Source organism: Cysteiniphilum sp., from assembly GCF_057495195.1.
Genome location: NZ_JBXTEF010000085.1, coordinates 1 through 19,802, shown reverse-complemented (window position 1 = coordinate 19,802; position 19,802 = coordinate 1). Strand labels below are relative to the sequence as shown.

The 19,802-nt window shown below is 38.9% G+C and carries 18 protein-coding genes; 16 read left to right on the top strand and 2 right to left on the bottom strand.

Annotation, left to right across the window (positions count from 1 at the left end):
* The first annotated feature begins 345 nt into the window (after positions 1-345).
* From ACY10D_RS07885 to ACY10D_RS07840, 10 genes are all read left to right on the top strand, one after another.
* A complete protein-coding gene (locus tag ACY10D_RS07885) occupies positions 346-879 on the top strand; it encodes a MaoC family dehydratase (protein WP_487000207.1) in 534 nt (177 codons plus the stop codon).
* The gene (locus tag ACY10D_RS07880; RefSeq protein ID WP_487000206.1) at positions 876-1,826 is read left to right on the top strand and encodes a hypothetical protein; all 951 of its coding nucleotides are present in this window, start codon (positions 876-878) and stop codon (positions 1,824-1,826) included. The genes ACY10D_RS07885 and ACY10D_RS07880 overlap by 4 nt, the downstream gene beginning before the upstream one ends.
* Before the next feature lie 202 nt (positions 1,827-2,028).
* Complete coding sequence (locus ACY10D_RS07875; RefSeq protein WP_487000205.1) at positions 2,029-3,252, top strand: MFS transporter; 1,224 nt, start codon at positions 2,029-2,031, stop codon at positions 3,250-3,252.
* Between the two features lie 35 nt (positions 3,253-3,287).
* Positions 3,288-4,238, top strand: coding sequence for an aldolase/citrate lyase family protein (locus ACY10D_RS07870; RefSeq protein ID WP_487000204.1), 951 nt, complete (start codon positions 3,288-3,290; stop codon positions 4,236-4,238).
* 25 nt (positions 4,239-4,263) lie between these two features.
* Entirely contained in the window at positions 4,264-5,202 is a 939-nt protein-coding gene (locus tag ACY10D_RS07865; RefSeq protein ID WP_487000203.1) for an alpha/beta hydrolase fold domain-containing protein, read from the top strand.
* 18 nt (positions 5,203-5,220) lie between these two features.
* Positions 5,221-6,192, top strand: coding sequence for an ornithine cyclodeaminase family protein (locus ACY10D_RS07860; protein WP_487000202.1), 972 nt, complete (start codon positions 5,221-5,223; stop codon positions 6,190-6,192).
* The gene (araD1, locus tag ACY10D_RS07855; protein WP_487000201.1) at positions 6,170-7,153 is read left to right on the top strand and encodes an AraD1 family protein; all 984 of its coding nucleotides are present in this window, start codon (positions 6,170-6,172) and stop codon (positions 7,151-7,153) included. The genes ACY10D_RS07860 and araD1 overlap by 23 nt, the downstream gene beginning before the upstream one ends.
* Positions 7,135-8,043 (top strand): acetaldehyde dehydrogenase (acetylating), encoded by a 909-nt coding sequence (locus tag ACY10D_RS07850; RefSeq protein ID WP_487000200.1) that lies wholly within the window; start codon positions 7,135-7,137, stop codon positions 8,041-8,043. The genes araD1 and ACY10D_RS07850 overlap by 19 nt, the downstream gene beginning before the upstream one ends.
* A gap of 1 nt (position 8,044) precedes the next feature.
* The gene (dmpG, locus tag ACY10D_RS07845) at positions 8,045-9,082 is read left to right on the top strand and encodes a 4-hydroxy-2-oxovalerate aldolase (protein ID WP_487000199.1); all 1,038 of its coding nucleotides are present in this window, start codon (positions 8,045-8,047) and stop codon (positions 9,080-9,082) included.
* A 96-nt stretch (positions 9,083-9,178) separates the two neighbouring features.
* Positions 9,179-9,460 (top strand): LysM peptidoglycan-binding domain-containing protein, encoded by a 282-nt coding sequence (locus ACY10D_RS07840; RefSeq protein WP_487000198.1) that lies wholly within the window; start codon positions 9,179-9,181, stop codon positions 9,458-9,460.
* 47 nt (positions 9,461-9,507) lie between these two features.
* Here the strand turns inward: ACY10D_RS07840 and ACY10D_RS07835 are convergent, their stop codons facing one another.
* Positions 9,508-10,974 carry a ketol-acid reductoisomerase gene (locus tag ACY10D_RS07835; protein ID WP_487000197.1) on the bottom strand — a complete coding sequence of 489 codons (1,467 nt, stop codon included), beginning with the start codon at positions 10,972-10,974 and terminating at the stop codon, positions 9,508-9,510.
* Positions 10,975-11,140: 166 nt separating this feature from the next.
* Here ACY10D_RS07835 and ACY10D_RS07830 point away from each other — a divergent pair, with 166 nt between their 5' ends.
* The 3 genes from ACY10D_RS07830 (at position 11,141) to ACY10D_RS07820 (ending at position 13,897) form a co-directional block, all read left to right on the top strand.
* Positions 11,141-12,025, top strand: a complete 885-nt coding sequence (locus tag ACY10D_RS07830) for a LysR substrate-binding domain-containing protein (RefSeq protein ID WP_487000196.1) — start codon at positions 11,141-11,143, stop codon at positions 12,023-12,025.
* A gap of 124 nt (positions 12,026-12,149) precedes the next feature.
* Positions 12,150-12,800, top strand: coding sequence for a 16S rRNA (guanine(527)-N(7))-methyltransferase RsmG (gene rsmG, locus ACY10D_RS07825; RefSeq protein ID WP_487000195.1), 651 nt, complete (start codon positions 12,150-12,152; stop codon positions 12,798-12,800).
* On the top strand, positions 12,797-13,897 hold the full coding sequence (locus ACY10D_RS07820) for a YeiH family protein (RefSeq protein ID WP_487000194.1): 1,101 nt from the start codon (positions 12,797-12,799) through the stop codon (positions 13,895-13,897). Before rsmG ends, ACY10D_RS07820 begins: the two co-directional genes overlap by 4 nt.
* Here the strand turns inward: ACY10D_RS07820 and ACY10D_RS07815 are convergent.
* The gene (locus tag ACY10D_RS07815; protein WP_487000193.1) at positions 13,871-15,823 is read right to left on the bottom strand and encodes a putative bifunctional diguanylate cyclase/phosphodiesterase; all 1,953 of its coding nucleotides are present in this window, start codon (positions 15,821-15,823) and stop codon (positions 13,871-13,873) included. The two genes, ACY10D_RS07820 and ACY10D_RS07815, sit on opposite strands and share 27 nt — an antisense overlap.
* A gap of 178 nt (positions 15,824-16,001) precedes the next feature.
* Here ACY10D_RS07815 and nusB point away from each other — a divergent pair, with 178 nt between their 5' ends.
* The 3 genes from nusB to ACY10D_RS07800 all read left to right on the top strand — a co-directional run bounded on the left by nusB (position 16,002) and on the right by ACY10D_RS07800 (position 19,751).
* Positions 16,002-16,421, top strand: a complete 420-nt coding sequence (gene nusB, locus ACY10D_RS07810) for a transcription antitermination factor NusB (protein ID WP_487000192.1) — start codon at positions 16,002-16,004, stop codon at positions 16,419-16,421.
* A 104-nt stretch (positions 16,422-16,525) separates the two neighbouring features.
* A complete protein-coding gene (locus tag ACY10D_RS07805; RefSeq protein WP_487000191.1) occupies positions 16,526-18,259 on the top strand; it encodes a phospholipid carrier-dependent glycosyltransferase in 1,734 nt (577 codons plus the stop codon).
* Between the two features lie 4 nt (positions 18,260-18,263).
* Positions 18,264-19,751 (top strand): hypothetical protein, encoded by a 1,488-nt coding sequence (locus ACY10D_RS07800; RefSeq protein WP_487000190.1) that lies wholly within the window; start codon positions 18,264-18,266, stop codon positions 19,749-19,751.
* Positions 19,752-19,802 lie beyond the last annotated feature (51 nt).

The following is a 19,802-nucleotide window of genomic DNA, read 5'->3' as shown; positions in this document are numbered from 1 at the left end:
TGGAAGGCTATGTGCAGCATTTGAGTTGCTGGCACAAAAATACTGTGCATAATTTAAACCTTGATTCACATTTAAAGAGGATTGTATCAAAGCACGAGAATATGGTTTTACAGCAAAAGCCGCGATTCATCCACGACAGTTAGAGCTTATTAATGAAACGTTTTCCTTTACGGCTCAAGATATAGAACACTATCGCTCATCGATCAAAGCGTATTCAGCCGCAGAGGATGGTTTTACCGTGTTGGATGGAAAAGTTATCGCGCCACCGTTTATTGCCAAGGCAAAGAAAATGATTGATTTGTTTGAGACTTTAGATAACCAAAAGTGTGTAATGAGTGAATAGTCATGGAAAATTCAAACTTACAAAAGATTGCAGACAATCGTTATCGAGAAGCCCACGGATTGTTTTATGAAGATCTAGTTGTCGGATTAACCATTGAACACAGACCGGGGCGCACAATTACCTTGACGGATAATATATGGCAGTCACTCATCGCATTAAACCAAAGTCCATTACATATTGATGCTGAGTATGCCAAACAAACTGAATTTAAAAAAATATTAGTATCAAGTTTGGTGACCTTTAATGTAATCAATGGCATGACGGTCAATAGCATGAGTTATAATGCTATTGCAAATTTAGGTTGGAATAACGTTGTATTGAAACACCCTGTCTTTGTTGGGGACACGTTGTATTCAGAGAGCACAGTGATTGCCAAAAGAGAATCCAAATCAAGAGATCACCAAGGCATTGTGACCATTAAAACGCTAGGGAAGAATCAGCATGATCAGGTTGTCATCGCGTTAGAGCGAACGATTCTAATTCCCAAGAAAATCATTCAGTCAGACAACAGCAAAACAGAAGGAGTTTGCCAATGAATAAGCTCAATCAAGAGACGATTAAATCATCCATTTTTGATATAAGCCAGTATGAGACAGTTTTTTCCAGTAGTCAGATTAAGTTGATGGATATGAAGGTCATCGATAAACTATGTGATCATATTACGCAGCAATCAGGCTTTGCGGCTTTACATGGGCTGTCAAAAGTATTGGCTAGGCATGGTTTGCATATTGATAATGCGAAGGAGATGGAGTTTGGCAGATTGTTTTATGAAGACATTTTCAGAGCGATCATGCAAAAAATTGATTTAACTCATTATGATCCAGTAGGTATGAACTATAGCCATATAGCAAAAATGGATGTTGATGGTTATAACAAAAACAAGAGTTTTTCTCCTAACTCAGACCATACCGAGGCACGTGAGTTTATGACAACGAAGTGTATACACTTTGATGCTGCCACTACTTTTGTTGCCAATATTTATGGTCCGAGCAAGAATATTAAAGGCGGGTTGCCGATCATTTGTGATACAAAGCAATTTTGCATCGACCGAGAAATAGATCCTAAAGTCTTAATAGAAAATATCCCAAATAACTATAATGTGGCAGTCAAAGAGAGATTTTATGATGAGTTAATGAATGATTATTCATTTGCATTGCCACTTGATCAAGAAAATGATCCATTTATGATCATACTTTATAATGAGGTTATTGGTGGCGTTGCGCATGCCGCAACAACGCCTCAGAAGAAAGATAATACACAAGAAGCAGTGCGTCCCTTAAGGCATATTGAACATCAAGTTCAAAGCATGGAAGATCTAAAAAAGTGGTATGACTTCTATGGTGTGAAATTAGAAAAAGCAAGTAATGACAACACGCAAGAAGTCAATCTAACACTTGATTATCACAAAAAGAATGATAAGGGCTACCAAAATATCTTCCCATACCAGAACGAGGTAAGCGAACCTATAATATACCACTCGTGAATCATTTTACTGTGTTTAATGTCGAAGAAGTTTTTGATAATTTTAAGTCATTGAATTACAGGTAATAGCAAGGACTATTAGCAATATTAAATGACTCAAAAGAACAAGAAATTCAATGGCAGAAATGCTGCAAAATGGTTTGCGGGTGGTATGTAACCCTACTGACTAAGGTAACGTTAATCATTCTAAAGCGAGAAAAAATATGTTTATAACATTAAAGAAGATGCCAAAAGTAGTCCATATTGCCTTGTTTGGTGGCTTTGTTGTTTGGTCTGTCTATTTTATGTTATGGCCATTTATGGCGATCATTTTTTACCAAAAATTTGGTTTGTCACTGCTGTTAACAGGTACGATTTTAAGCTTAGCAACATTTGTTTCAATAAGTTTAAGCGTATATGGCGGTTATCTTTCAGATCGAATAGGTAATCGTTTTATGCTCAAAGCTGGACTCATGATTGTCATATTGAGCTTAGTGCCAGTGCTGATAACAGATCATTTGATGTCATATATTATTATGTTGTTTGGGATTTCAGCCAGTCGAGGTGTTTTAGGGACCACTTTTAAGGTTGTAATTGCTAATGAGATCAAAGATGTGGAGTTTAAGAAGCAGTCATTTTACTGGTTTTACTTTTGTATTAATGTTGGTGGCGCTTTAGGTCCTTTTCTTGGCGTAACTTTCACGCTGCATTATCCACAATATACTTTTCTGACATTACTTATTATTTGCGTGATTTACGCATTTGTATCGATTGTTTTTTTTAGTAAGCATTTTTCAAAGCCAACAGATACTAGAACGCCATTGAGTTTATCGCAGTCTTTTAAAATCATTCGCCAAGACTATGCATTATTATTTCTGATTGTTGCCAATATGTTGATTATTTTGGTGTTTGGGCAGATGGACTCAACATTGGCGCAATATTTTTCACGATTAGATAATAGTGCATTTATTACATTATTTAGTTATCTTATCGTGATTAATTGTATGATGATATTGATCTTTCAATTTCCTTTTCTGCGACTGATTGCAAGATTTTCAGATAAGCAACAAGTCTATATAGGCATTGTGTTATTTGCATTGGCTCAGATAGCGTTTGCTGCAACACCAGATAACTTCTATCTTGGTTGGATCATTGCGGTGATATTGTTGAGCTTAGGCGAGATTATTTTATTTTCAGTGGTTAATGTGCAAATTGATAAGCTCGCACCTGATAATCTCAAAGGTGCCTATTTTGGTGTTTCAAACTTTTATATGTTCGGGTTAGTTTTAGCCCCTTATGTTGGTAGCTTGTTGCTTAAAGTTGTTGGCAGAAATTTAGCGTTTATAGTCATGTTAGTACTTTGTTGTGCGATATTTATTCTTTATCGATTGGCAATGCAGCAGCATGCGAAGTCTTTAGCGCAGCAAAAACTAGCTGAAACTCATTAAGTCACTAATTAGAAAAACATAACTAAGGTTATTTTATGGGAAAAAAATTATACCAATTACCTGTGTGCGAGCACTATGTAAATACCGTGAAGCAGCTGCAAAAAATAGTGGATTTACAAACAAAGTCATACAGAGACTTTGATGTGATCATTGATTTTGAAGATGGCTTGGGTACGGAGGATAAAATTAAATGTGCACAACAGCTTATATTGGCATGTGAGCAAAGTCCACAACACTTAAGATTTGGTGTGCGATTGCCACAGGTTAACCACCCACAGATGAATGCATTGCTTGAACTGCTTCAAAAATTACTTAATCGTATCGCCTATATTACGTTAGCAAAAGTGCAATATGTCACAGATATTGATTTGTTTATTGAGCATATTACGCAAACTCATCCTTTTAAGCTCAATTCAGAGCTTAAAATACATGTGTTGATCGAAGATTATTGTGGGTTAAATAATGCAGATGAAATTGCCGCGCATCCTAATGTTGAATGTTTGATTTTTGGTATTATTGATTTTGTTCAAAATGCAAATGGTGCAATTCCTTATACAGCGGTTTTTTCACCAGATCAATTTGAGCATTTATTGATACAAGATGCAAAGGTGAGACTTGCAAAAGCAGCAATCACTCATGGCAAAATTGCTGCCCATAATGCGTCTATGGAGATCGATAACTTAGACACAGTTTACACGGAGGCTAAAACTGCAGCACATCGGTATGGATTCTCCAGAATGTTAAGCATTCACCCTAATCAGATTGATCAGATTATTTCAGCATTTTCTTTAGAGGAAGGTGAGTTGCAGCAAGTAGTAAACCTATTAGACAAGGCGCGCAATAATAAATGGCGTCCCATTGTTTATGAGGGAAGGTTTTACGATCTACCGAGTTATAAGCACTTAGTCAAGAAACTGCAAATGACACCTTATTTTAATAGTAAGGAATTTATGGAAGATCAATCTTTTTTAGAGAATGAATTTTAGTCGTAAATCATAGGAGACAGTGGTTATGGAAAATGTGATCAAACATTACCCTTGTAGCGAAGCTCAAAATAAAGAAGTAGAAGTAGTACTGAAGCGTTTGACAAGTGCGCATTGGCCTGAAGATATTTATGCTGCACGTGAGTATTATGATCAATGGGGGGCTGCCATTTCTAATGAGGTGTCAATTAAGGAAATATCATTCTCTCAATTTAAGGGTTATTTGCTTACACCTAAAAAATGCCAGAAAAGAGTGATATTATTTTTTCATGGTGGAGGATTTGTATTTGGTTCGTTTAAAAGTCACGGCGGACTAGCTGCTGAAATCGCGCGAGTGACAGAATCTCAGGTGTTACATATTGATTATAGGAGAGCACCTGACTTTCTATGTCCCTCACCGATTGAAGATGCGCTTACTGCCTATCAATCGTTATTAGCGCAAGGTTATCAAAGCCATGAGATTATTCTGGCAGGAGATTCTGCAGGTGGCGGGTTGGTGGTATCGACTATGCTCGCATTAAAAGAACAGCAAATGCCTATGCCTCTTTTAGGTATATGTATTTGCCCATGGGTTGACTTTACGCTAAGCGGGGAAAGCTATGATTATAACAAGATGCTTGATCCGACCTGCCAGAAGGAGGTTGCACAACAAGTCAGAGATTTATATCTTGGTGACGTGAACTATTCAGAAGCTCGAGCGCTCTCGCCAGTTTATAAAGACTTATCTGGATTGCCACCTTTATTAGTGCAAGTGAGTGATCGTGAGATTTTTTATAGTGATGCAAGCGCTTTGGTTGCCGCTGCTAAAAAATGTGGTGTGCACGTCAAGTTTGATGTTTGGGAGAACATGTATCATGTGTGGCATTTGCACTATCTTGAGCTAGAGTCAGCACAACTGGCGTTAGCAGAAATCAAAGGGTTTATTTATTCTGTTTTACAGGAACGCGCGTTTTCACCGATAACTTAACTCAATCAGGAGTTTATCATGTTCTTTTCATATAATGATATTATCAATGCTTGTAGTGTCCAAGCATTGACAAGAGAAATGTCTATTGCATTTGCTAAGAATATCAAAGCGCTTTCAACGACAACAGAAAAAACGCTTATCTACAATAGTTATCAACGAGATGAGGGTTTTATATCAATGCCGGTATTGGACCGCCTGCATGAGTTGTACATAAATAAAGTGGGTAGTATTTTTGCTCGTAATCAAGGTGACATATTGCCCACTATTCATGCCCAAGTATTGGCCTTTTGTGGGCGCACGGGGAAACCGTTAGCCATTTTGGATGGCAAAGCTGTTACCAATTTAAAATGTGCGGCTATCTCCGCTTATGTAACAGATATGTGTGCTAAAAGTGATGCTAAAATATTGGCTGTGATTGGTTCAGGACAACAGGCAAGGCAGCAGATAAAAGCCGTCTTATCAGTTAGAGATATTCAAAAGATAAAGTTGTATAACCGTTCATCGGAGGCACTTCATACTTTTCGCCAAGAAATTCTATCTGATTATCCTTTTATTAAGATTGAGGTTTGCTCTTCAATAGCAGAGACCATTGATCATGCGGATATTGTTGGAACAACAACAAGTTCACGTGTGCCAATTGATCTATTTAGAGGTTTAAAACCTGATGTGCATATCAACTGTATGGGAGGTCATTCTTGCAGTGCAAGAGAGATTCCACAAGAGGTGCTTGAGCATTCTTTCTTAATTGTTGAGGATAGAGAAACCGCAGTGGTGGAAGCAGGATCGTTGCATCAAAATGCCACTGAAGTTTTTGAGTTGCACCTTCAACATAGGGACAAGCTACAAAGCCAACAAACAATTTTTAGCTCGACTGGATATGCATTGCTCGATGCAATTACGGTGGCGAAAATCCTAAAGTTGACTGGAAAAAATGAAAATAATGCCTATGGAAACAAGGAGAATAACAATGTATCTAATTCAATTGCTTAATTATTCAAATGAAGTGGTCAGTGGCATAGTGCAACAAGAGCAAGTATTTGAGTTAAATGCAGACACTTATACTTTAGTGAAATATGCCATTGAGCATCAGGTGGATATTATTGAATATGCTCAGACGCTCACAACAGGGCGAGTTCATCAGTATCATGATTTGCTCTCTAGTAATAGATTGGCGTTACCGATCCATCATACTGATCCTGCTCATTTAATCGTTACAGGAACAGGGCTTACTCACCGCAATAGTGTATTAGCTCGAGCCTCAATGCAAGAAAATACAATACTCACTGAGGCGCAAAAGATTTATCTTATGGGTGCTAATGGCGGTCGACCTGCATTGGCTGATATTGGCGCTGTGCCAGAGTGGTTTTTTAAAGGTTTTGGTTCTCAATTAAAAGCCTCAGGTCAACCGTTAGATTTACCTGCACATATTCAAGGCGGTGGTGAGGAGGCTGAGCTTGCTATTATTTACATGATTGATAGTAAGCAGCAAGTACATCGAATAGGAACAGCACTTGGTAATGAGTTTTCAGATCATATATTAGAGAAACAAAATCACTACTATTTAGCACAGTCTAAGCTCTCGCCTTGTTCATTGGGCCCTGAAATTTATATCGGAGATATTCCTGAAAAAGTTGCAGGGAAAATTGAGATTTTACGTAACCAAGAGTGCTTGTGGAGAAGTGAATATAATACAGGGTTGCAGCATATGGTGCACAGCTTAGAGAATATTGAGCATCATGTTTTTAAACATGACATATTTAGAACGCCTGGCGATGTCCATGTTTTATTTTTAGGTGCTGATCGTTTAAGTTTTCAGGATGATATCGTGTTGCAAGCAGAGGATGTTATAAGTATTAGTGGTGATTTATTCCAGCATCCATTAATTAATAGAATTCAGCTGCAAACACATGAAATAAAGTATGAGGTGAAATCATGCGAAACAATGATATGACGACATCAAAAAAGCAGCTTAGAGCGGCAATTATTGGCAGTGGTAATATTGGTATGGATATATTGATGAAGCTAAAAAAATCATCATCAGTATGTTGTAGTTGGTTGATTGGCAGAAATCCAATGTCTGAAAATTTACAATTAGCTAAAGCGCAAGGAGTAAACACGACAGCAGAAGGGATAAAAGCATTAGACTCACTAAAAGATGAATATGATATTGTATTTGATGCGACTTCGGCAAATGATCATATTGAGCATGCGATATTGCTTAAGCGTCTAGGCAAACAGGTTATAGATTTGACGCCTGCAAAAATCGGAGAAATGTGTGTTCCGGTGATTAATCTAGATAAGGTGATCAATAAAGATAATATTAATATGATTACTTGTGGCGGTCAGGCAGCCATTCCAATATGTTATGCCTTAAGCAAAGTGTTTGAAACAATCCCTTATATTGAGGTCGTATCGAGCATATCATCTAAAAGCGCAGGACCTGCAACTCGTGCAAATTTAGATGAATATATTTTGACAACTGAGCAGGCAATTGCAGCATTTAGTGGCGCATGTAAGGCAAAAGCCATTTTGAATATTAAGCCAGCAACGCCAGAAGTTACGATGAAAACAACGATTTTTGCATATGTTGAAAATCCAGATGTATCAGCAGTGAAAAAAGAGGTCATAAAAATGATTACTCATGTGCAGAGTTATATGCCTCATTATCAGCTTGTACTTGAGCCTTATTTTGATGGAAATAAGTTGAGTATTATCCTTGAGGTGACAGGAGCCGGTGACTATTTGCCAGAGTTTGCTGGTAATCTTGATATTATTACCTCAGCTGCAGTGCATATCGCTGAAGAAATGGCGTTTCATAACGAATCAGTGAGTGAGGCTTAGAATGAAAGTGATGACAAAGAAAACACAGCAAATTATAGTAAGTGATCCAACCTTACGTGATGGCAGTCATGCTATTTCCCATCAAATGGATTTGGAGTATATCAGGCAATATGCAACAGCCGCTGACCAAGCAGGTGTTGATATTATTGAAGTTGGGCATGGCAATGGACTTGGTGCTTCTTCAGTGCAGTTGGGTCTTGCTAAATATAGTGACCGCGATATGCTGAAAACAGCACGATTAGCGGTGAATAAAAATAAAATAGGCGTTCATATCATTCCTGGATTTGGTGTGATTGATCGAGATTTAGCTATGGCAATTGATGAGGGTGTTGATGTAGTGCGCGTCGCATCACATTGTACAGAAGCAGATATCACTAAGCGTCATATCAACTACGCTGCACGCGCAGGGTGTGAAGTGTTTGGTGTTTTAATGATGTCACATCTAGCGAATGAGGAGACGCTATTAGCAGAAGCTACTAAAATGCAGGATTATGGTGCAAATGGTATTATTTTAATGGATTCGGCAGGTGCGTATATGATGCATGATGTTCGCGCTAAGGTGGCACACTTAGTGGATCATTTAAATATCAATGTGGGGTTTCATGCACATAATAATCTAGGTCTTGCTATTGCAAATTCATTAACTGCAATTGATGCGGGCGCTACAATCATTGATGGAACGGCTTATGGTTTTGGAGCGGGTTCTGGGAATGCAGCTATTGAAGTGTTGGTTGCAACAATGTCAAAACTCAACATCAAGACACAGATTGATTTAGATAAGCTGTTTGATGCTGTTGAAATTGCCCGAGATTTATTTATTGAAACCGTACCGCATATCTCAACACTTAGCTTAGTTAGTGGTTTAACCGGTATTTTCTCGGGATTTATTAAACCCGTTAAAAAAGCAGCGGTTGACTTTGGCGTATGCCCTAGGGAAATATTCTATGAACTCTCGAGACAGCAAGTCCTTGCTGGTCAAGAAGATTTGATTATCACCGCAGCTCAAGCTTTAGCAGTCAAGAAAGATTGTATGAGTTGAAAAGTCTAATCGAAATAAATGATATAGCAATTTCCAATATTGAAACTATAATCAGTCTGCTGATTAAGTAAACATTAAACATAGGAGTTGAAAATGATGAGTAAGAAAAGACTATTGAGCTTAAGCGCGCTAGCAGCAGCTGGTTTGTTGTTGGCAGGATGTGCGACAAAAACGGTATATCTCACACCGGATCAGTATTGCCAGACCGAAACCTTACAGTCCTATACAGTGAAAAAAGGTGATAGTTTAAGCAAGATTGCTAAAGCAAATAATACGACTGAAAGCTGCATTAAATCATTGAATCACTTGAAAGGAAACGTGATTAGCCCAGAGCAAAAACTCTATCTTCCTGTCGTGCCAAAAAATGGTTGGTTCTAAAAGTTCTACCAACTGAAGAAATAAGTTTAGCAACAATGGATTTTTTGTTAGCAAACAACACTAATATCAACCGATGGACGCAAAGTTGAGCAGACCGCTAATGCTTCATGTACAGGGTGATTTGCAAATTTTGTAAATGGTGCATTGCCTTGAGCTTTTTGATCGATTGCAGGGATTGCTTGTTGCATTAAGTTATAGTCAAAGCGTGGCGCCCATTTGCGTGCGCCAAGGCGTGCAGTGGTTGAGCAGTTGTCAACCATGTGCGCAACACCTTTGAAGTGCATATATGGATTAAGTGAATCAACGGCTTCGATAATTGACTCATTTACTATTTCTGAATAGCTATGACCCTTTTCAGCTAAAACATCAACTTGGGCGATAATGCAGGCAAGGTAAACACCAGCAGTAATTGGGTCATTTGGCATATTGTTGTTATCGCGCCCACTACGTACTTTCTCGCCGACTTTCCACATGTCAGTGCCATCAATTTTGCCCATTGGTAGGCGCGAATGACGTTTGCCTGCCAAGGTGACGGATCGAAATTCATTGCCGCTTTCAACATCTTCATAGATCTCAAAAAGAATATCTAAGCAGGGTGTATAGGCAGCATTGTAGGCATTTTCAAACTTCTCTTTATCCGCGGGGCTAAAGCTGTCATAAACCTTCTTAAGGCCTTGTGTTGAGATAGTCTTTGAGATATTTCCTGTGATTGCTTCAGCAGTGCGCTTGAAGGCTTCTTCAGGATTAACGCCATTATCGGTAAAGTGGCGATAAAGCACTTCAATAATACCATGAACAGCACCGAGTAATACACCGCGCTCGCCAAAAATGTCTGAACGATATTCCATCTCCATTGTCGTAGGGAAAACAAATGGTGCGCCACAGGCAATTGCCCAAGCAAGCGCATAATCAGTTGCCTTACCATTGATGTCTTGATAAACGGCAATGCTACTGTTAATGCCGGCACCATTAACTGTTTTGCCTTGTTCATAAAGTCGTCTTACCGAAGGTCCCATCCCTTTTGGACACATCGCAACGATATTAATATCATTGCGAATTGGCGCATTGATTGTCTTCATATAGCCGATTAAAAAACCATGAGAAAAGCCAAGAGTACTGCCTGGTTTTGCCGCAGCAAAAATTTCTTTGTAAAGTTCAGCTTGTGCTGCATCTGAAATCAAAATGATCGCTAAATCAGATTTAGAAATAACGTCAAACATCTCACCTAATGTACCATCTGCTTTAGAGAAGCCTGCTGCCTCAGCAGATTTTTCTGATTTGGAGTTGGCACGTAAACCAACACACACTTTAATATCAGTATCAGCGAGTGAATCACGCAAGTTTTGCGCCTGTGCTGGACCTTGTGAGCTCCAGCCAATCACACCGATTTTTTTGATCCCATCAAATGCTTGTGGCAGTTTTGAGAATAAATGACGACCTCCGGCAACAATTGTCTCACTGCTGCCGCCTAAGTTGTACTCTTTAACGTCAAAAATATTACTTTGGATCCTCATGTGGTCTTACCTCGTTGTTTTTAATATTTAATATTTTAAAAATAAAATTCGCCGATAAACTTATTGTGCTATAAATTTGGTGTTGAAATAAAGTGAATTATCATCAATTATATATTGCGTATTATGCAATAATTATTAAATCACGTGAATGTTGGAGTGATAGTGAATGAACGTGAAAAGTTTAGAAGTGTTTAAAACATTGGCAGAAACGCTTAGTTTCAGTAAAACCGCAGAGCGCTGTTATTTAAGCCCTTCGGCGGTGACAAGGGTTATTCAAAAGCTTGAAGAAAGTTATGAGGCAAGTTTTTTTGAGCGCAATAACCGTAATGTTTCATTAACTGACGCTGGTAGATATATGTATGACTTTAGTATTAAAGTGCTTGATGCAAATGATGAGTTATTTGCATTACTGCATCCAGATGAGGATAATTTACGCGGTGATATTCGCCTGTTTTGTACGGTGACGGCGTCATATGTGATTTTGCCACGGATTATTGAGGCATTGAATGCGCGCTATCCCAATGTTCAGTTGCAATTAGAAACAGGATCAATGCAAAATGCACTTAATTTGGTTGCCAGTAACCAAATGGATGCGGGCATTTCATTTATTGATGAGCATAAGTTTGATGATAATCTCTGCGCCCATCCTGTGCTGATCACCAGTATGGTATTAGTCGTGTCAAAAGACAGTGATGTGCAGTCGATCGATCAAGCCTTAGCGCAATATCCTTTTATTATGCCCATTCAGTTTTTAAACGATAACACGATAGATACATGGTTAATAGGGCAAAAAAAATTACCGCGAATATATGGCGAAGTCGATGGTAATGAAGCGATTTTGTCACTTGTTGCATCGGGTGTTGGTGTGTCTGTATTGCCGAGAGTTGTCGTTGAACATAATCATTTGGCAAGCAAAATCAAAATGCTCAGTATTGCTGATATGACAGCAGTAACGGTGGGTATTGTGATGCGTAAACAATCCCTAAAATCACCGGTTAAGCTTAAATTTTGGCAGTTATGCCAGAGTTTGGAGATATTGGATTATCGTTGATTAAATATATAGAGGGGCATACCACAAAGGATGAGAAATTCAATAACAGAAATGCTGTAAAATGATTCACGGGCGGTATATACTCAAAAACGACAATTAGGATTTGGAAGGGTTTGTAAACAAAATGATTACATTAGATTGTTTGAATAACATGCTTGATGATAGCAAAGTCAAGATTCGCCAAGCTGCAGAGAAGTTTAATCTTACGATTGATGATGAGCAGATCAATCGTTTGATTGATTATTTATCATTGCTTAAAAAGTGGAATAAAACCTATAACATGACGGCAATTACCCAGTGGGATGAAATGCTGGTAAAGCATGTCTTTGATAGCATGTCGGTAGTTTCTTTTATTAAAGGTAAATATGTTGTTGATGTTGGTAGTGGTGGTGGTTTGCCAGGTATTGTCTTGGCAATTTTATTGCCTGAAGTTAACTTTGTGTTAATTGATAGTATTGGCAAAAAAGTGCGTTTTTTAAACCATGTCAAGAAAGTGCTCGATTTGGATAATGTCACTGCGATCAATATTCGCATTGAGGATTACGAGCCAACAACCTTATTTGATACGGTAATCTCACGCGCCTTTAGCTCAATTGCCGATTTTGAGCGCTTATGTTGCCATTTGCTGGCAAGTGACGGGCAAATGATTGCGATGAAAGGGGCTGAAGTTGAGCAAGATGCACTAGATGTATTGCCACTAAAATATGAGATATTTGAAGTCGATGTGCCGCTGTTAGATGCTACGCGTCATGTTATTCGGATGTATAAGGCATGAGTAAAGTTACAGGGCTCATATTTTGTGCGCTATTAGCTGTTATTGCTTATATCGTGGCTTTTCTACCCTTTGCCCCTTTTACAATTTATCATCAAAACTTAGAAGTTCACCCATTAGAACCGATGGTATTATCAATTATCATTGGTATTATCTGTGGCAATCTATTCTTTCGTCATAAAGCAGCAGCTCACAAGCAGGAAAATCTGCAAGGTGTGATCAGCTCAGCGCGTTTGTGGCAGAAACTCACTCCTGGTGCTAATTTTGCGGCAAAGTCGCTATTGCCTTTAGGTATCGTGCTAATGGGGGTGAAGTTTGATTTACTTTCGGTGCTTAAAGTTTCAGGACAAGCATTATTGATTAATCTTATTTGTTTATTAATTGCCTATATTGTCACGCTGTGGTTATGTAAGCGCTTGGGTGTTGATGAGAAGATGTCATCACTTATCACCATTGGTACGGCAATATGCGGAGGTTCAGCAATTGTTGCAGCAGCTCCCGTTGTCAAAGCCAATCAAACGCAAGTAGCGATTGCGATGACAATCGTGTCATTATATGGCTTAATCGCTATTTTTGTTTTGCCGTTATTGGGGCATGCCTTGAGTCTAGATGAGTTTCAATTTGGCGTATGGGCGGGGACATCCATTCAAGCAGTGCCACAAGTGGTGGCAGCAGGCTTTGCTTTTGGTGCGATTGCCGGACAAACAGCAACGATTGTTAAGATGGTCAGGATTTTACTTCTTGCGCCGATGGTGATGCTCATTGGTATTAAACACCATAAAGCCAATAAAACGGATGGGGAAATGCAAAAGAAAGTTTCGTGGCACCAGTATTTTCCTAAGTTTATTTTATATTTCTTGGCAGTGGTTGTTCTAAATACCTTGGGGTTGTTTGGCTTTTTAGATCGACTAACTGATTTGCCAATAAGCTATTATATTGCCGAGATTTCTGCCTTTTGTATGACGATGGCAATGGTTGGGGTTGGTTTAAATACCGATTTGGTTGTCTTACTTAAATCGGGAGGCAAGCCATTGTTAGCCGGTGGTTTAGCGATGATTATCCTGCTTGTCATATCACTGGGCTTGATTGTTGTGCTGTGACCAGTTTTCAGTTAAATTTTGTATGAGTTCTTTAATTGGCATCGGTCGATAGAAATAATAACCTTGAATGCAATCACAGCCTAGCTCAATCAACTTATCTACTTGTGCTTTGGTTTCAGCTCCCTCAGCGATCAGATTGATGTTGAGCTCATTGGCTAATAGCACGATGGCTTTAACCGCACCGATGACGGGTTGGTTGTGTGGTTGATCAAGGCGTTGTGTGAAACTTTTATCAATCTTGATGGTATTAAAACTGTAATTGATAAAGCGATTAAGAGATGAATATTGCGTGCCAAAGTCATCCATGGATAACCCGATATTATGCATTTTTAATTGTGCAAACATTTGACTCATATTCAGTGAATTGCCTTCCAAGTGCTGCATGAGCTGAGACTCAGTAATTTCAAACTCAATATTCAACCACTTCGGAATTGGGTGCTGCTTGATCTGCTCAATCAATGATTGCATATGTGCGGGAAAATCATACACCACAGGGGAAATATTAAGACTGAGTTTAAAACTTGGGGCAGGTGTTAAATCTAACAGACAGAAATAGCATAACACTTCATTAACAACATAGTAATTGAGCTTATCGGCAAGTCCCATGCGTTCAACAATTGGAATAAAAATATCCGGACGAATATTGCCAAGCTCAGGGTGATTTAAACGAATAAGGCTCTCGCAGCCAATGATTGTGCCGTTATGTCCATCGACAAGTGGCTGAAAATGAAAGTAGAAAGATTTCTGAGCAAGTGCTTCATACATATAGTTTTCGAGGGTTTGTTCCGTATGATAGAAATTATCGATGGTTTCATCATAGACAATGCAGTCTTGTTTGTGGCTCTTGGCATAAAATAACGCCAAATCAGCGCGCCGTAAATTTAATGTATAATCTAGCTGTGGCGTAAATAGTGCTATTCCTAGCGTTGTGGTAATACTAAGTGTTCTGTAGTCTAAGCTGTAGTTTTGTTGCATTTTCTCTTGTAGATGAGCGCCAAATGCTTGTATATCCTCGTTTACGGGGAGCATTATAAGAATACTAAATTCATTGCCGCCAGTGCGTGCAGCAATGCTGTTTTTGGGCGAAACTTCAGTTAAGCGCTGTGAAAAAGCAATCAGTAGCTTGTCACCGGTGTCGTGTGAATAAGTATCATTGATACGAGAGAACTGGCGAATATCAATCATTAAAATATAATGATGGTGTTTAGTAACGGTGAGCAGTTTCTTAACAAAATTCAAAAAGGCTCGGCGATTATACAGATCAGTCAGACTGTCGGTCATCGCGAGTTTTTCTAAAAGCACCGCCTTTTTACTAAGTAATGCATTGCGGCTATTGACATGTCGTAATAAGCGTGAGGTTAAACGACGCATGGAGATAATCACAAAACTGATAAACAGTAAACTAAATATCAATAAGCCTATTAATAACAGCCACGAATAAATCGAACCAATATAGGTCATAGGTTGGCTATGCTCATTGTGCCATATGGTTATATGTAGACAGGTAATAATTGCAACCGCAATAAGTATTATGCTTGAGAAAATCAGTGCAGATTTCTCGGCGTAAAAGCTTAAGGCATAAACAATAGCAAGGCCGTATATAATGCTAACGGGGGATAGTAAGCCATAAAATAAATAATCATTAATGATGGCTATTGCGGCAACAATCATAATGATATGTGATTTGACTTTGTTGCTTAGCTTGGCGCGATAAAGCATCAAAACAACCAAGGCTAAAGCTAAAGATAAGTCCAAAGTGTATTTAAGCGACCAGCCACTATCAAACGCGCGAAATACCGACAATGTACTTAATAAAATCGATGAAATGGCAATTAAGATAAGCATGGCATTAATCAAGCGAGTATGTGCCTTTAAGGTAATGACCTCCTCAAGCGTGCCTTTTGAGCGATTAATATGCTTTGCCATAGGTTATCCTTATCGTCCTCCATGGAAACTTAAGTTGAGTATAGATTAATAATTGGTTAAATCAGCAATTGAGGCTCAAAGTTTAATAAAAAAATAATTAGCGCTATCACATTATCTGGCGATTGGGTATAATTTGCGATCGTATTTTAACTGAGCTAGCATTTTTAAGGTTTTGCCGATGTCACTAAAAGTCAAAGAGCGCAGACGCGCGCGTTTTCATGCCGTGCAGGCTTTATATCAGCAATCATTGGCGCATACACAGGTCAACGAATTGAAACTGCAGTTTTATGCTGATAATGTTGATCGTCATCCTGTTGAGTGGGATTTTTTCTATCGTTTAATCGATGGTGTCGATAAGAATAAAGAAGCGATTGATCAGAAAATCAATCATTATGCGATTAATGATTTATCGTCAATCAATCCGATTGATTTGGCGATTTTACGCTTAGGGGCTTATGAGCTTATCGATTGCTTAGATGTGCCTTATCAGGTGGTTTTAAATGAGTATGTTGATCAAGCAAAAGAGCTAGGTACTGAAGAGGGGCATTGCTTTGTCAATGGACTCTTGGATAAAATTGCCAAAGAAATGAGACAGTAGTCATTCTAAATTTATGATCAGTGGTATATGCCACTATAAAATATTACCTAAGATGTATATAATCTTTTGAGCTTCAAATGCTTCAAATATAGGTTATAGATACGATGGAAAAAAAGGTAAGTCGCCTTCGTTGGCAAATGGATCGCGTATTTTGGTGTGATTTGTTATTGATAACAATCATTATGGCAATTGCCTTATGTCTTTATGGTCTGCCAGTACTGTTTACGCCTGATGAAGGGCGTTATGCTGAGATTGCGCGTGAGATGGTCGTCAATCACCAGTATATTGTGCCACATTTAGATGGTGTGATTTACTTTGAAAAGCCGCCAATGATTTATTGGTTAACAGCTTTATCACTCAAGATCTTTGGCTTTAATATCTGGGCAGCACGTCTGCCTAATCCGGTGTTATCGATTATTGGTGTGTGGTTTGTGTATATCGTTTGTCGTATTGTCTATCAAAAGCGCCGTGTATCACTGTGGGCGGCATTGATTACGGGCACATCGATCTTATATTTAGGTGGTGGGCGCTATCTAAATCTTGATGCCGGTGTCGCCTTTTTCTTAACGATAACCATGTTGTCATTCTGGGCATCAAGACAATATCGCCAGGCAAGTTGGCAAGCAAATATATGGCTATTAAATGCCTTTATTTTCTCAGGGCTTGCAGTGATGACCAAAGGGCTCATTGGCATTGTGTTTCCGATGATGATTATCGGTTTATGGGCGCTTATCGTTGGTAAATATCGTCTGCTATTAGATTATCGCTTATATCTTGGTTTAATCGTCGTATTAATTATTTCAGTGCCATGGATTGTTGCAGTTAATAACGAGCACCCTGAATTTTTCCATTATTATGTGATTGTTCAGCAAATCTTGCGTTATGCCACGGATGAGCAAGGGCGACAAATGAGCAAGTTTGTCTATTTTGGTATTTTCATTATTGGATTTTTCCCGTGGTTTGGCTTCTTGCCACAAGTCTTTAAATCAGTATTCACCAAGTTTAAAACGCGTGAAAGACATGAAAATGAATGGTTTTTATTTGTCTGGGGTATGGCAATTTTGCTATTTTTTGCGTTTTCAAAATCAATTTTAATGGGCTACTTAATTCCAGTGGTGACACCCTTTGCGATCTTGATTGCGCGACGCATTGACAAGCTACTTAACGAGTCGACACTACGTAAATCAACCAAGGCGAGCATTGTTGTTTCCTTGGTGTTTTTCATTATTATTGCAATTGCTTTTGTGATCTTGCCATTTATTCCTAACTTTGCGATGTTCTTTAATGAAATTGCAGGTTTCTATTGGCCAGCGGCTGTCGTCTCTCTTATCGCTGCCATTGCTGGGTTTATGTATCTTAAGCGTAATAACCTCAAAGCGATTATGTTATGGTTTGTCTGTGCGATGATGATTATTTTAAATTTGGGTTGGTCAGGTTCGCAGTATTTTGCGCAAAAAAGTGTGCGTCCATTGACGAATATTGTCGCACCCTTGCTTAAAACCTATCCGCATGCCATTGTCGCAAATTATGGTGGTTATTATTATGACGCGCAGTTTTATCTGGATCGCTTGACGTGGATTGTTGCCAATGAAGGTGAGCTTGCTAATACTGCCAAGATGCCAAACTCAGGTGCAGATAAGACATTAAGAACCGCAGATCAATTCTGGCCAGTATGGCGAAGCGATCGTCGTGTTTTTGTCTTTACCGATGAAAATAATTACAACGCCTATTTTAAGGCAGGACAGCCTTATCAAGGGTATTTGTTAGCAGAAACACCAAAACGCTTTTTGTTAACCAACCACCCTTTAGCAGAATCAGCCTTTATGCATGGAGGGTAATGTAATGGATAAAAACTATCAGTATTTACACGATAAGTTCAGATATATTAATGATCTTAATCACGCACTTGAGATGCTGTGCTGGGATGAGGATGTTATGATGCCAGTAGGCGGTGCCAAAGCACGCAATAGCGCATTAGCTAGTCTCACAACAACGATTCATCAGCAGTTAAATTCACCTGAAGTGGCGAGTCGTTTACAGGATGTCGATGACAGCGCTTTAGATCAATGGCAATTAGCTAATATTAAGCATATGCGTAAAGCTGTTGTTAATGCGACGATTTTGCCTGAGCATTTAGTGGCGGACTTGGCAGTGACAACCAAAGAGTCGACACAAGCATGGCGCACACTGCGTGGTCAAAACAATTGGCATGACTTCATGCCGCTTTTGAGCAAAACCGTTGCCTTGGTAAAACAAAAAGCAAAGATCAAAGCAGAGTATTATGGTGTTGATGCCTATGATGCCCTGCTTGATGAGTTTTCCCCAGGTGTCAATAGACAATACATCGATCCGATATTTGATGAGCTTAAACACTTTTTGCCGCAAACCATTCCAATGATTATTGATAAGCAAAGCAGTAAGGTGAGTTTGCCATTTAACCAAAGCTTTGCCATCGATAAGCAATATGCATTATCACAAGATCTTATGCGTGTTATTGGTTTTGATTTTAACCATGGTCGCATTGATACTTCACAACATCCTTTTTGTGGAGGGGTGCCCTCAGATGTACGCATTACCACGCGCTATAATGAACAGGACTTTTTATCCAGTGCCTTAGCGGTATGTCATGAAACAGGACATGCCTTATATGAAATGGGTTTGCCGCAAAAGTATATTACACAACCTGTAGCCAAAGCATTAGGCATGGCAGTGCATGAGAGTCAATCATTGCTTGTTGAAATGCAAGCGTGTAGTAGCCCTGAGTTTATTGCTATTCTTGCGAAATATGCACAACGTCACTTTGGTCAAAATGACAGCTTATCAAAAGATAATTTGATGATGCATTTATTAAAGGTGAGACCTGATTTTATTCGTGTTGATGCCGATGAAGTTACTTATCCACTGCATGTGATCTTGCGCTATGAGATTGAAAAAGCGCTCTTTACTGATGAAATCACGGTGGCAGATTTGCCGGCTATTTGGCAAGAGAAGATGAGCGCTTATCTTGGGGTCGATACGACGAATAATTATAAAGACGGTGTCATGCAAGATGTACATTGGTCATCTGGTGATTTTGGTTATTTCCCATCCTATGCATTAGGGGCGTTATTGGCAGCGCAATTATTTGCTGAAGCTAAGCGTAGTAATCCAGAAATTATGCCAAGTATTGCACGAGGTGATTTCAAGCCATTAATGAGCTGGCTTAATCATAATATTCACCAATACGGCTTGCTATATACGTTTGATGAGTTGGTCACAAAGGCTAGTGGTAAGAGTTTAGATGCGAGTGCTTATATCGCGCATGTTAAATGCGAATCAAGGGTTGAATAATAATCAAAAATAAAGTTTACGAGTTGCCAATCCATAATTTATTGTGTTAAT